General features: G+C 60.9%; 10 protein-coding genes. 3 read left to right on the plus strand and 7 right to left on the minus strand.

Going from position 1 to position 13,475, the window contains the following annotated elements:
• Positions 1-51: 51 nt before the first annotated feature.
• The 6 genes from ntrC to glnA form a co-directional block, all read right to left on the minus strand.
• Positions 52-1,488, minus strand: coding sequence for a nitrogen regulation protein NR(I) (gene ntrC / locus RGM2987_RS02495; RefSeq protein WP_245138538.1), 1,437 nt, complete (start codon positions 1,486-1,488; stop codon positions 52-54).
• Positions 1,485-2,570, minus strand: a complete 1,086-nt coding sequence (glnL, locus tag RGM2987_RS02500; RefSeq protein WP_245138539.1) for a nitrogen regulation protein NR(II) — start codon at positions 2,568-2,570, stop codon at positions 1,485-1,487. The genes ntrC and glnL overlap by 4 nt, the downstream gene beginning before the upstream one ends.
• A 231-nt stretch (positions 2,571-2,801) precedes the next feature.
• Entirely contained in the window at positions 2,802-3,425 is a 624-nt protein-coding gene (locus tag RGM2987_RS02505) for a DUF4124 domain-containing protein (RefSeq protein WP_245138540.1), read from the minus strand.
• Positions 3,422-3,940, minus strand: a complete 519-nt coding sequence (locus RGM2987_RS02510; RefSeq protein WP_245138541.1) for a DUF4124 domain-containing protein — start codon at positions 3,938-3,940, stop codon at positions 3,422-3,424. Before RGM2987_RS02510 ends, RGM2987_RS02505 begins: the two co-directional genes overlap by 4 nt.
• A gap of 199 nt (positions 3,941-4,139) precedes the next feature.
• Complete coding sequence (locus RGM2987_RS02515) at positions 4,140-4,697, minus strand: chorismate mutase (protein ID WP_245138542.1); 558 nt, start codon at positions 4,695-4,697, stop codon at positions 4,140-4,142.
• 115 nt (positions 4,698-4,812) lie between these two features.
• Positions 4,813-6,219 carry a glutamate--ammonia ligase gene (glnA, locus tag RGM2987_RS02520; protein ID WP_245138543.1) on the minus strand — a complete coding sequence of 469 codons (1,407 nt, stop codon included), beginning with the start codon at positions 6,217-6,219 and terminating at the stop codon, positions 4,813-4,815.
• Positions 6,220-6,546: 327 nt separating this feature from the next.
• Between glnA and thiI the strand changes: the two genes are divergently transcribed.
• Positions 6,547-8,001 carry a tRNA uracil 4-sulfurtransferase ThiI gene (thiI, locus tag RGM2987_RS02525; protein ID WP_245138544.1) on the plus strand — a complete coding sequence of 485 codons (1,455 nt, stop codon included), beginning with the start codon at positions 6,547-6,549 and terminating at the stop codon, positions 7,999-8,001.
• 139 nt (positions 8,002-8,140) lie between these two features.
• On the plus strand, positions 8,141-9,961 hold the full coding sequence (typA, locus tag RGM2987_RS02530; RefSeq protein WP_245138545.1) for a translational GTPase TypA: 1,821 nt from the start codon (positions 8,141-8,143) through the stop codon (positions 9,959-9,961).
• A 192-nt stretch (positions 9,962-10,153) separates the two neighbouring features.
• Here typA and RGM2987_RS02535 read toward each other — a convergent pair whose 3' ends face one another.
• Entirely contained in the window at positions 10,154-10,591 is a 438-nt protein-coding gene (locus tag RGM2987_RS02535; protein WP_245138546.1) for a YkgJ family cysteine cluster protein, read from the minus strand.
• A gap of 256 nt (positions 10,592-10,847) precedes the next feature.
• On the opposite strand from RGM2987_RS02535, the gene RGM2987_RS02540 reads away from it, so the two are divergent.
• Positions 10,848-13,298, plus strand: a complete 2,451-nt coding sequence (locus tag RGM2987_RS02540) for a glycogen/starch/alpha-glucan phosphorylase (RefSeq protein ID WP_245138547.1) — start codon at positions 10,848-10,850, stop codon at positions 13,296-13,298.
• Positions 13,299-13,475: the final 177 nt, after the last annotated feature.

Genomic DNA, 13,475 nt, shown 5'->3' on the forward strand with positions numbered 1-13,475 from the left:
GAGAGCACCCCCGCTCCCACATGAGTTTTACTTCAGGGGTGGAAAGCTCATTCAGCCCTCATCCCCGTCATCATCATCCCCACCGTCGACCTTCATCCCCAATTCCTTGATCTTGCGGGTCAAGGTATTGCGGCCCCAGCCCAGCAGCACGGCGGCATCGCGGCGGCGGCCGGCGGTGTGTTTGAGGGCGGTTTCGATCATGATTCGTTCGAAGCTGGGGACGGCGCTGTCCAGCAGGTTCGACTGGCCGCGGGCCAAAGCCTGGTCGGCCCACTGGCGCAGGGCTTGTTCCCAGTTGGTCACCGGGGCGGAGTCCTGTGGCAGGCTCAGCAGTTCCGGTGGCAGGTCGCTGATGTGCACTTCACGACCCGAGGCCATCACCGTGATCCAGCGGCAGGTGTTCTCCAGCTGGCGGACGTTGCCGGGCCACGGCAGGTTCTTGAGGTATTCCTCGGTTTCGCCCTTGAGCAGCTTGGGTTCCACCGCCAGTTCCTGAGCCGCGCGGCCGAGGAAGTGCCGGGCCAGGGTCGGGATGTCTTCGCGGCGATCCGCCAGGCGCGGGATATGGATGCGGATCACGTTCAGACGATGGAACAAGTCTTCACGGAATTTCCCGGCGTGGACCAGGGTTTCAAGGTTCTGGTGGGTCGCGGCGATGATGCGCACGTCCACCTTGACCGGCGTGTGCCCGCCGACCCGGTAGAACTCGCCGTCCGCCAGCACCCGCAGCAGGCGGGTCTGGGTGTCGGCCGGCATGTCACCGATTTCATCGAGGAACAAGGTGCCGCCGTCCGCTTGCTCGAAGCGTCCGCGGCGCAGGTTGGCGGCGCCGGTGAACGCGCCTTTCTCGTGGCCGAACAGCTCGGACTCCATCAGGTCCTTGGGGATCGCCGCCATGTTCAGCGCGATGAACGGCGAGGCCGCCCGTGGGCTGTGGCGGTGCAGGGCGTGGGCGACCAGTTCTTTACCGGTGCCCGACTCGCCGTTGATCAACACGGTGATGTTGGAGTGGCTCAGGCGACCAATGGCGCGAAACACTTCCTGCATGGCCGGCGCTTCGCCGATGATTTCCGGGGTACGGGCCAAGGCCGGCACTTCTTCCAGGCCCTGTTGCTCCTGGGCGTGCTGATTGGCGCGCTTGACCAGCGACACCGCTTCGTCGACGTCGAACGGCTTGGGCAGGTATTCGAACGCTCCGCCCTGGTAGGACGCCACCGCGCTGTCCAGGTCGGAATGGGCGGTCATGATGATCACCGGCAGGCGTGGATGCTGTTCGCGTATGCGCGCCAGCAGGTCCAGGCCACTGGCGCCCGGCATGCGGATGTCGGAGATGATGACGTCCGGTTGCTGACGGGCCAGGCGGCTCATCACCCCGTCGGCGCTGTCGAAGCTCTGGGTGGTCATGCCTTCCTGTTGCAAGGCTTTTTCCAGGACCCAACGGATAGAACGGTCGTCATCGACGATCCACACGGTTTCACTACGGCTCATGTCGATGTGGCTCCTTGTTCCAGTGGCAGGAAGATCGAGAAGGTGGTGTGGCCGGGGTGGCTCTCACACTCGATCAAGCCCTGATGCTGACTGATGATGTTCTGGGTAATGGCCAGGCCCAGCCCGGTACCGTCCGGGCGGCCGCTGACCATGGGAAAGAAGATGGTTTCCTGTAGCTCGGTCGGGATGCCCGGGCCGTTGTCGGTGATTTCGATCTTGGTCACCAGGCGATGACGCACGTGGCCGATGGTGAACTGGCGCATGGCCCGGGTGCGCAGGCTGATGCGGCCCAGGCGCAGCTCGTTCTGGGTGCTGATGGCCTGCATCGCGTTGCGCACGATATTGAGCACCGCCTGGATCATCTGCTCACGGTCGATCAATACGTCGGGGATGCTCGGGTCATAGTCGCGCACCAGGGTGATGCAACCCTGGCTTTCCGCTTCCACCAGGCTGCTGACCCGTTCCAGTACTTCGTGGACGTTGCACAGCGCCAGGGACGGCAGCTTGTTCGAGCCGAGCATGCGGTCCACCAGGTTTCGCAGGCGGTCGGCTTCCTCGATGATGACGTTGGTGTAGTCCTTGAGGCTTTCCTCCGGCAATTCGCGGGCGAGCAACTGCGCCGCGCCCCGAATCCCACCGAGGGGGTTCTTGATCTCATGGGCCAGGCCGCGCACCAGCATCTTGCTGGTTTCCTGCTTGGACAGTTGCGCCTCTTCCTTGGTGATGCGCAGCAGGCGATCACGGGGGTGGACTTCCAACAGCAGCAGGGTGGAGCCGTTATTCAGGATCGGCGTGACGGCGTAGTCCACGGTCAGGGTCTGGCCGGTCAGGGCGGTGAGCATCGCTTCGCGCTTGGTGAACGGATGCGCTTGCTCCACCGCCTGGCGCAGGGAGTTGAGCGCCTCGGCAGATTCGGTAAACAACTCGCTGATGAACTGCCCATGGCTGCGCTGGCCGCTGACGGCCAGCAGCATCTCGGCCGCCGGGTTCATGTACTCGAGGCGCAGTTGGTCGTCGAGCAGGATGGTCGCGGTGGTGAGATTGTCGAGCAGCAAGCGGTGTAGTGCGTCGCTAATGGTCATCAGGACCTCTTTTGGAGCGTAGCAGGCACGCGTATGACGCGCTGGTACCAGGAAAATGCAAAAACCAAACCAAGGCTCGAAAAACAAGCGTTTAGAGCCTCGAACAGGTCCCCAATGGCCCGTTTACGTGGCTTTCTGCCAGTTTTTTCGGGTACTTTCGAACCAAAATGGGTTGGAATCTGAGTAGGGTGCAAATGATTGCACCACTATAGTGCACGGCAGTGGGGCGGGTTAGAAGAAGGGCAGGATGCTCACGTCTTCTTCTTTTGGCTTCTCGGCGAGAGGGCATTCGGGACGCTGGCCATAGTCGGCCGTGGCGCAGGGTTTGATGCGGCGCTTCTGCGCCAGGGACATGCGTTGCATGTGGAAGGGTTGGTTGGCGGTGCGCTCGACGGTACGGCCCTGTTCGTCGAGGATCTCCACGGCCAGGTGATGGGTGCCGCGGTCGATGTTGCTCAAGGCGAACACCGGGCTTGGTCCCGCTTCGCCGGTGGGCTGGCCGTCGAGCAGCAGGCGATAGCGGTGGCCTCGCTTCAGGCCGGGTTCGCTGGTGGCGGTGACGATCAGCTCGCCGGCGGTGCTGCGGATCGTGGCGTCCGGCTCGGGGATCAAGAGCCGGAGCATTTCGTAGTGGAACTGAGGCCTTGGCGCTTCTTCAGGCAGGGGCGTGGCAGTCTTGCCAGAGGGTGGGGTCGGCATGCGGTTGCCGGGCGACAGTTGGATCTTTTTCGCATTGCCGGGGCGCGGCTGGTCGGTGAAGACGCGATTGCCTTGAGCGTCGATGTAGGTATAGACCTGCCCCAGTGTTGGCATCGCGGCCAGGGACAGGCCCAGGGCAAGCAGCCAGCGGCTCATGGCTGGTGCACCCGCTGTACGGTGAAAGTGACGGTCTCGCTCTGCTGCACCAGCGTGTCGCCATCAACCACTTGCACCGCCAGGCTGTGCTCGCCGCGGTCGATGTTCACCAACTGCAGGCGCGGCACATTGGTCGGTTGGCCGTAGGGCTGGCCGTCCAGCAGCAGCCGGAACAGATGCGGGCTTCGCAGGCGCGGTTGGGCTCGGACGCCAACGGTGAAGGTCCCGTTGTTGGCGCGCAGGGCTTCTTCGGTTGGGATGTCCGTCAGCGCCAGGGTTTGATAGGCGTTGGACGTTTCGTCGGTGTTGGCTGGGGTTGCGGGTGTGCCCTGGCCGGCCGGGGCCTGGCGTTCAATGCTGTTGAGCGGCGGCAGCTCCACCGCCTGGGCCGGCACGCCTTGGGGTGGCTGGTTGCTATAGGCGGTGTTGCCGTCGGCGTCGGTGTATTTGTAGATCTGCGCGGCCACAGGCAACGCCAACAGCAGCAACAGCATTCCTGGAAAAACGCGACCCATAGAATCAACCGAGAATTGAAAGTGTTGGGTAGCAGCATAGGTCAGGCAGGGTGCTTAGCCCAACTTGTCGCGGATCCATTGTGAGCGCGGCATTGTGGGAGCGGGCTTGCTCGCGAATGCGGTAGCTCAGTCACTGAGGTGCTGAATGTGCCGACCTCTTCGCGAGCAAGCCCGCTCCCACAAGGGGAAGTGAGATGGTTCAGGATTTTGTGAAAATACACAACTGCCCGGTCGCCCGGATCAGGGCGAGCCGGTGGATAGGGTGCTGCTTGTCGTTGTGAGTGGCCTGGGCCAGCCACTGCGGGCATTGCGGGTCGCTGCGGTAGGGGGCGAAGTCGGCGAGTTGTTGCAGCAGGCGTTTTTGCAGGCGGTCGAGTTGCGGGCGGATCTGGCCCACCAGGTCCGGGCGTGGCAGATCCGGGGCCTTGCCTTCCAGGGCCCAGTCGGACAGGTTGATGTATTGCACCATTTTGTTGGCTTCAATCTGAGCGGCGAAAAACGCTTCCACGGTTTCTCCCGTCAGCTTGTAGGCCGGCGCCTGGGCCACGGCCGCGGCGATGACTTCACGCTCGCGCTGACGGTCTTCAACCGGTTTATGACTGTCCCATTTGCTCAGCGCCACCTGGTCGGCAATGGCGATGCGCTCGCCAATGGCGGTAAGCAGCGGGCTAAGGGCTTCGGGGGCTGGGGTGGCGTTGGCGGCTGAGGCCATCAGCGCGGCTGAGAAGGCAAGGCAGAGCTTGGAGCGCAGCGTCATGGAGGGGCTCTCGTTATCGGTGGGTGACCCATGATGCACGTATATCGCGCCCACAAAAAAGGCCTCCCGAAGGAGGCCTCTCTTGATTCGCGCCGCGTTGGGCGACGCTACCGGATCAGCAGCTGTAGTACAGCTCATATTCCAGTGGGTGTACGAAGGTGCGAACCTTGATTTCTTCTTCGCTTTTCAAGGCAATGTAAGCGTCGATGAAGTCATCGCTGAATACGCCGCCCTTGGTCAGGAACGCACGGCCCTTGTCCAGCTCTTCCAGGGCTTCTTTCAGGCTGCCACAGACCTGTGGGATTTCCTTGGCCTCTTCAGGCGGCAGGTCATACAGGTTTTTGTCAGCGGCATCGCCAGGGTGGATCTTGTTCTGGATACCGTCCAGGCCGGCCATCATCAGTGCAGCGAAGGCCAGGTATGGGTTGGCAGCCGGATCCGGGAAGCGGGCTTCGATACGGCGCGCTTTAGGGCTGTTCACGTAAGGAATACGGATCGAGGCGGAACGGTTGCGAGCCGAGTAGGCCAGCATCACCGGGGCTTCGAAGCCTGGGACCAGACGCTTGTAGGAGTTGGTCGACGGGTTGGTGAAGCCGTTCAGGGCCTTACCGTGCTTGATGATACCGCCGATGAAGTACAGGGCGGTGTCCGACAGGCCGGCATAGCCTTCACCTGCGAAGGTGTTCTTGCCGTCCTTGGAGATCGACATGTGAACGTGCATGCCCGAACCGTTGTCGCCGTACAGTGGCTTTGGCATGAAGGTCGCGGTGCGGCCATAGGCGTCGGCAACGTTGTGTACAACGTACTTCAGGGTCTGGACTTCGTCAGCCTTGTTCACCAGCGTGTTGAATTTCACGCCGATTTCGTTCTGGCCGGCAGTTGCCACTTCGTGGTGGTGAACTTCGACGGTCTGGCCCATTTCTTCCAGTGCGTTGCACATGGAGGTACGGATTTCGTGGTCGAAGTCGAACGGTGGAACCGGGAAGTAGCCGCCTTTCACGCCTGGACGGTGGCCTTTGTTACCGCCTTCCACGTCCTGGTCGGACATCCACGAACCTTGTTCGGAGAAGATCTTGAACATGGAGCCGGAGATGTCGGACTTGAACTTGACCGAGTCGAAGATGAAGAACTCAGGCTCTGGACCGAAGAAAGCGGTGTCGCCGATACCGGTGGACTTCAGGTATTCCTCGGCACGGTGGGCGATGGCGCGTGGGTCGCGGTCATAGCCTTGCATGGTGGACGGTTCGATGATGTCGCAGACCAGGATCAGGGTCGGCTCTTCGGTGAACGGGTCCAGGACCGCAGTGGCGTCGTCCGGCATCAGGATCATGTCGGAGGCTTCGATGCCTTTCCAACCGGAGATGGAGGAACCGTCGAACATTTTGCCGATTTCAAAGAAATCGTCGTCCAGTGCATCACGGGCCGGCATGGTCACGTGATGTTGAGTGCCTTTGGTGTCAGTGAAGCGCAGATCAATCCACTTGACGTCATGATCTTTGATGAGTTGAACCGACTTCGACATATGTCCTCCGGGTGGCTTCGGGCGGTAATGGTGTGCCCTAAGATATGGGTGATGCCGGCGCGAATACTCTGCCAAGGCAACCTGCCTCACAAGGGAGCAAATTGCATGCCAGTGCCCCAGCATGGGTTTTTTGCACCAAATACACGCTTTTCAGGGCGTAAAACCTGGATTGTCAGACAATAACGCACTGCAATGTGGCGCCGATAATCGAAAACGACCTGTTTTGGTGCGCGTATAATCATCTGCACATTAACTGGTTAAACCTTGAGCAATTTCCGCTATAATCCGCGCCCCCCTTTTTCGGCTGGCCGTTCGCGCGCTGTTTTCATGAAACTAATCGTAAAAGTCTTCCCCGAGATCACCATCAAGAGCCGGCCGGTACGGATGCGTTTCATCCGCCAGTTGGCCAAGAACATCCGTGCCGTGCTCCGTGATCTGGACCCGGTCGTGGTGGTGAACGGCGTGTGGGACAACCTCGAGCTGGAAACCCGCGTCAGCGAACCCAAGGTCCTCAAGGAAATGACCGAGCGCCTGGGCTGCATGCCGGGCATCGCGCATTTCCTGCAGGTCGATGAATATCCGTTGGGGGATTTCGACGACATTCTCGCCAAATGCATGCTGCATTATGGCGACGCCCTGGCCGGGAAAATTTTCTCGGTGCGCTGCAAGCGTGCCGGCAAGCACCCGTTCAGCTCGATGGACGTCGAGAAATACGTCGGCAGCCAGCTGCGCCGACAATGTGGTGCGGCCGGTATTTCCTTGAAAGACCCGCAGATAGAAGTGCGCATCGAGATCCGCGACCAGCGTCTGTTCGTGATCCACAGCCAGCACAACGGCATCGGCGGTTATCCGCTGGGTTCGCTGGAGCAGACACTGGTGCTGATGTCTGGCGGTTTCGATTCCACGGTTGCCGCCTACCAGATCATGCGTCGCGGGCTGATGGCCCATTTCTGCTTCTTCAATCTGGGCGGACGTGCCCATGAGCTGGGCGTGATGGAAGTGGCGCACTTCATCTGGAAGAAGTACGGCAGCTCCCAACGCGTGTTATTTGTGAGTGTGCCGTTCGAAGAAGTCCTCGGCGAGATTCTCGGCAAAGTCGACAACAGTCATATGGGCGTCATTTTGAAGCGTATGATGTTGCGTGCCGCGTCCAGCATCGCCGAGCGCCTGCAAATCGATGCGCTGGTCACCGGCGAGGCGATCTCCCAGGTGTCGAGCCAGACGTTGCCGAACCTGTCGGTGATTGACTGCGTCACCGAGAAACTGGTGCTGCGTCCGCTGATCGCCAGCCACAAGCAGGACATCATCGACACGGCCATCGAGATCGGCACCGCCGATTTCGCCCGGCACATGCCGGAGTACTGCGGGGTCATCTCGGTGAACCCAAAGACCGCGGCCAAGCGCGGGCGCGTGGAGCACGAAGAGAAAGAATTCGACATGGCGGTGCTCGAGCGTGCGCTCGAAAACGCCAGGCTGGTGCCGATCGATCGGGTCATCGACGAGTTGGGCCAGGACATTCAGATTGAAGAAGTCGGCGAGGCATTGGCCGGTCAGATCATCATCGACATCCGTCACCCGGATGACGCTGAAGACGACCCGCTGGAGATCGCCGGCATCGAGGTACAAACGATGCCGTTCTATGCAGTGAACGCGCGTTTCAAGGAACTGGACCCTACTCGCCAGTACCTGCTGTATTGCGACAAAGGCGTGATGAGTCGCCTGCATGCCCACCATTTGCTCAGTGAGGGGCATGCCAATGTGCGCGTTTATCGACCGAGCTAAGTGCCCGGGGCTGTTTGCCTGTGGCCTGCGTCACCGGCCCCCCGACGCCGCCGGCAAGCTGTAACGGCTTTTGTCGGACTCAACGTAAATCGCTGCCACGACCTGTCAGCACACCGAATCCTCTGATCGAGATACACAAGTGATCGAAAATCTACGCAACATCGCCATCATCGCCCACGTTGACCATGGTAAGACCACCCTGGTAGACAAACTCTTGCGTCAATCCGGCACCCTGGAGCGCAACGAGCTCAACGACGAGCGCGTGATGGACTCCAACGACCAGGAAAAAGAGCGCGGCATTACCATCCTGGCGAAAAACACCGCCATCAACTGGAACGGCTACCACATCAACATCGTGGACACCCCGGGCCACGCCGACTTCGGCGGCGAAGTAGAGCGCGTGATGTCGATGGTCGACTCCGTGCTGCTGCTGGTCGACGCCCAGGACGGCCCTATGCCGCAAACCCGTTTCGTGACCAAGAAGGCTTTCGAAGCCGGCCTGCGTCCAATCGTGTGCATCAACAAGGTTGACCGTCCAGGCGCGCGTCCGGACTGGGTTCTGGACCAGATCTTCGACCTGTTCGACAACCTGGGTGCCACCGAAGAACAACTGGACTTCAAAGTCGTCTACGCCTCGGCCCTGAACGGTATTGCCGGTCTGGACCACAACGACATGGCCGAAGACATGACCCCGCTGTACCAGTCGATCGTCGACAACGTACCGGCGCCGGCGGTTGACCGTGACGGTCCGTTCCAGATGCAAATCTCCGCGCTGGACTACAACAGCTTCCTGGGTGTGATCGGTGTTGGCCGTATCGCCCGTGGTCGCGTCAAGCCGAACACCCCGGTTGTGGCTATCGGCGCCGACGGCAAGAAGCGTAACGGTCGTATCCTGAAGCTGATGGGTCACCACGGCCTGCACCGTGTAGACGTTGAAGAAGCGGCAGCTGGCGACATCGTGTGCATCAGCGGCATGGAGTCGCTGTTCATCTCCGACACCCTGTGCCACCCGGACACCGTCGAAGCGATGAAGCCGTTGACCGTCGACGAGCCAACCGTTTCCATGACCTTCCAGGTCAACGACTCGCCGTTCTGCGGTAAAGAAGGCAAGTTCGTGACTTCCCGTAACATCAAGGAGCGTCTGGACAAAGAGCTGCTGTACAACGTTGCACTGCGCGTTGAAGAAGGCGACTCGGCCGACAAGTTCAAGGTCTCGGGCCGTGGTGAGCTGCACCTCTCGGTACTGATCGAAACCATGCGTCGCGAAGGCTTCGAAATGGCGGTAGGTCGTCCGGAAGTGATCATCCGTCTGGTTGACGGCGTGAAGCACGAACCGTACGAAAACGTCACCATCGACCTGCCGGAAGAATCCCAGGGCAAGGTCATGGAAGAGATGGGCCTGCGTAAGGGCGACCTGACCAACATGGTGCCGGATGGCAAAGGCCGTGTTCGTCTGGAATACAACATCCCTGCCCGTGGCCTGATCGGTTTCCGTAACCAGTTCCTGACCCTGACCAACGGCGCTGGCATCCTGACCTCGATCTTCGACCGTTACGACGTGATGAAGTCCGGCGACATGTCCGGCCGTCAGAACGGCGTCCTGGTTTCGGTTGAAACCGGCAAGGCGCTGACCTACTCCCTGGAAACCCTCCAGGCGCGTGGCAAGCTGTTCGTCGAGCACGGCCAGGAAATCTACGGTGGCCAGATCGTCGGTCTGAACAGCCGCGACAACGACCTGGGCGTCAACCCTACCAAGGGCAAGAAGCTCGACAACATGCGTGCTTCGGGTAAAGACGAAACCATCGCCCTGGTTCCACCTGTTCGCTTCACCCTGGAACAGGCCTTGGAATTCATCCAGGACGACGAGCTGTGCGAAGTGACGCCGAAGTCCATCCGTCTTCGCAAGAAGATCCTGGACGAAAGCGAGCGTACCCGCGCCGCCAAGAAAGCCAAGGCTTGATCGCTTAGCCCCGGCTGAATGAAAAACGCCCCCGGTCGTGAGACCTGGGGCGTTTTTTTATGCCTGAAAATGATGCGGTGGCTGGCAGGGCCTATTCGCGAGCAAGCCCGCTCCCACAGGTTCAGCGCCGTCCTTGTGGGAGCGGGCTTGCTCGCGAAGGCGTCAGATCAGGCACCGCCGAACATCAACTGATCAAAACCGATCCAGCGTCCGCGGACTGCGCTCGCGCTCCACTTCCTTGGGCTTGTACGCGCAATACCCCGGCCGTGGTCCGACCCGTGGATGGTTGCGGCAAGTGTCCGGGCGCTTCTCATAAATGGTGCACAACCGGCTCTTGCGGTCCAGGTAGAGGCAATCGTTGTTGCTCATGCGCTGGAGCGTGAAGATTTCGGACTTCTGGTTGTAGCGCTCGACGATCCCTTCCTTTTGCAGGCGCTTGGCGATGTTTTTTGGCGGGTCGCCGAGTTCGAATTCGTCGACGATGCCGATCCGGATCAGGTCCTTGATCTTGACCTCCACCGGCAGCGTGCAGCAGCTCGACACGCAGGAACCGCACATCGGGGCGGAGTATTTGGCCCAGGTATCGAGTCGGTCGATCTCCGCGGCGGCGATCAGGTTGGGCTTCATCATCTAGGTGTACCGGCATGCATCAGGGCGCGCGATCATACCGGGACTGGTGAAATTTTGAACGACCATCTGCCGGTTTTTTTTCTTTCTCCTCATAAGTCTGCCCCGGACCGGCACGGCCCCTGCATTCATTAGCCCATCCGGCATTTCCCTGGCGGCGACTCTCCGGCACTTGGGCAAAACCACCGAACCAAGAGCCTGTACCGTCTGTCAGACCGTCTAGGCTCAGACAATCCATGTTCGTTCGAGGTCTCCATCAATGACTCAAGAACCACTTGTTCGTGAAGCGGAAGTCGCTGCATTTCGCGACGCCGTGTTGACCAAACTCACTTATGCCGTCGGCAAGGATCCGGATCATGCGTTTGATCACGATTGGTTCGAAGCCATTGCCCTGGCAGCCCGCGACCACATGGTCGAGCACTGGATGGACCACACGCGGCAGATCTATCGCAAGGGCCAGAAGCGTGTCTATTACCTCTCCCTGGAATTCCTCATCGGGCGCCTGCTCTACGACAGCCTGAGCAACCTGGGCCTGCTGGACACTGCGCGCGAAGCGCTGACTGAACTGGGCGTGGATCTTGAGCGCATTCGCCTGCTGGAGCCCGATGCGGCGCTGGGCAATGGCGGCCTCGGCCGATTGGCGGCGTGCTTCATGGAAAGTATGTCGACCCTGGGCATCGCCGGCCACGGCTACGGCATCCGTTATGAACACGGCCTGTTCCGCCAGGCCATCGTCGACGGCTGGCAACAGGAGCAAACCGAACACTGGCTGGATTTCGGCAACCCGTGGGAGTTCGAGCGTCCGGAAGTGGTTTACCCGATCGGCTTTGGCGGCAGCGTCGAAACCGTGACTGACGAGGCCGGTAAGACTCGGCAAGTCTGGTCCCCGGCTGAAACCGTGCGGGCCATCGCCTATGACACCCCGGTGGTGGGCTGGCGCGGCGCCAGCGTCAACACCTTGCGCCTGTGGCGCGCCCGGGCCGTGGAAGACCTGCACCTGGAACGCTTCAACGCCGGCGACCACCTGGGTGCGGTAGCGGAAGTGGCCCGGGCCGAAAGTATTTCCCGCGTGCTGTACCCGGCCGACAGCACCGAGGCCGGCCAGGAACTGCGCCTGCGCCAGGAATATTTCTTCGTCGCGGCCTCGTTGCAAGACCTGCTTCGCCGTCACCGCAACATGCATACCTCGGTGTTGACCCTGGGCGACCACGCGGCAATCCAGCTCAACGACACTCACCCCTCGATTGCCGTGGCCGAGTTGATGCGCCAACTGGTGGACGTCTATGACGTGGCCTGGGACGCCGCCTGGCAGATCACCCAGGACACACTGTCCTACACCAACCACACGCTGCTGCCCGAAGCCCTGGAAACCTGGCCGGTGGGGCTGATGGAACGCATGTTGCCGCGGCACATGCAGATCATCTATCTGATCAACGCCCAGCACATCGATTCGTTGCGGGCCAAGGGCGTGCATGATTTCGACGTGCTGCGCTCGGTTTCGCTGATCGAAGAAGACAACGGTCGCCGGGTGCGCATGGGCAACCTGGCGTTCCTCGGCTCCCACAGCGTCAACGGCGTGTCCGGTTTGCACACACAACTCATGCGCAGCACGGTGTTCTCCGAGCTGCACAAGCTCTATCCGGAACGGATCAATAACAAGACCAATGGCATTACCTTCCGCCGCTGGCTGTTCCAGGCCAACTCGGAACTGACCTCGATGATGGTCGATGCCCTTGGCCCGAGCGTGCTCGATAACCCTGAGGAACGCTTGATCGAACTGGAGCCGTTTGCGGATAAGCCGGCGTTCCGCAAACAGTTCGCCGAGCAGCGCCTGCACAGCAAGAAAGCCCTGGCCTACCTGATCCACGAACGCCTGGGCATCGCTGTGAACCCGGCGGCGATGTTCGATGTGCAGGTCAAACGGATCCACGAGTACAAGCGCCAGTTGCTCAACCTGCTGCACACCGTGGCGCTGTACCAGGCGATCCGCGCCGAGCCGGAAGTGGACTGGGTGCCCCGGGTGAAGATCTTCGCCGGCAAGGCTGCCGCCAGTTATCACCAGGCCAAGCTGATCATCAAGCTCACCAACGACATCGCCCGGGTGGTCAACAACGACCCGACCGTGCGCGGCCTGCTCAAGGTGGTGTTCCTGCCCAACTACAACGTCAGCCTGGCGGAGAGCATCATTCCGGCGGCGGATCTGTCGGAGCAGATTTCCACGGCCGGTTTCGAGGCATCGGGCACCAGTAACATGAAATTCGGCCTCAACGGTGCGCTGACCATCGGCACCATGGACGGCGCCAACGTGGAGATGTGGGACCGGGTCGGCGACGAGCACATGTTCATCTTCGGCTTGACCGCCGAACAGGTCGAGGCGCGCAAGCGCAACGGTGAATTCAGCGCCGCGCCGGACATTGCCGCCTCCCATCGTCTCAATGACGTGTTGCAGGCGATTCGCGGCGGCGTGTTCTCACCGGACGATCCGATGCGCTACACCGGGCTGGTGGATTCGCTGGTGGACTATGACCGCTTCCTGGTCTGCGCCGACTTCGACTCGTACTGGAACGCCCAGGCCAAGGTCGAGGAACGCTGGCACGACTCCAAGCAATGGTGGCGCTCGGCGGTGCTCAACACCGCGCGCATGGGCTGGTTCTCCTCGGACCGGACCATCCGCGAATACGCCACCGACATCTGGAAGGCGCTGGAATAGCCTTTGCTGTCAGAAATGTGAGCGAAGCCCAGCGGCGATTGGGCTTCGTCGATATACTGAGCGCCAGTTTCGCCGGGCTGCGGCTCGGCTCAGTCATTGGAAATGTCCCCCATCCAGTGTGGGAGCGGGCTTGCTCGCGAAGGCGGTGTGTCTGGCGACATTCAAATTGCCTGACAC

Source organism: Pseudomonas sp. RGM2987, from assembly GCF_022952855.1.
GTDB lineage: Bacteria > Pseudomonadota > Gammaproteobacteria > Pseudomonadales > Pseudomonadaceae > Aquipseudomonas.

Coding starts and splice junctions, on each gene's coding strand:
- ntrC (WP_245138538.1), bottom strand. CDS start 1,488: ATGAGCCGTAGTGAAACCGTGTGGATCGTCGATGACGACCGTTCTATC.
- glnL (WP_245138539.1), bottom strand. CDS start 2,570: ATGACCATTAGCGACGCACTACACCGCTTGCTGCTCGACAATCTCACC.
- RGM2987_RS02505 (WP_245138540.1), bottom strand. CDS start 3,425: ATGAGCCGCTGGCTGCTTGCCCTGGGCCTGTCCCTGGCCGCGATGCCA.
- RGM2987_RS02510 (WP_245138541.1), bottom strand. CDS start 3,940: ATGGGTCGCGTTTTTCCAGGAATGCTGTTGCTGCTGTTGGCGTTGCCT.
- RGM2987_RS02515 (WP_245138542.1), bottom strand. CDS start 4,697: ATGACGCTGCGCTCCAAGCTCTGCCTTGCCTTCTCAGCCGCGCTGATG.
- glnA (WP_245138543.1), bottom strand. CDS start 6,219: ATGTCGAAGTCGGTTCAACTCATCAAAGATCATGACGTCAAGTGGATT.
- thiI (WP_245138544.1), top strand. CDS start 6,547: ATGAAACTAATCGTAAAAGTCTTCCCCGAGATCACCATCAAGAGCCGG.
- RGM2987_RS02535 (WP_245138546.1), bottom strand. CDS start 10,591: ATGATGAAGCCCAACCTGATCGCCGCCGCGGAGATCGACCGACTCGAT.
- RGM2987_RS02540 (WP_245138547.1), top strand. CDS start 10,848: ATGACTCAAGAACCACTTGTTCGTGAAGCGGAAGTCGCTGCATTTCGC.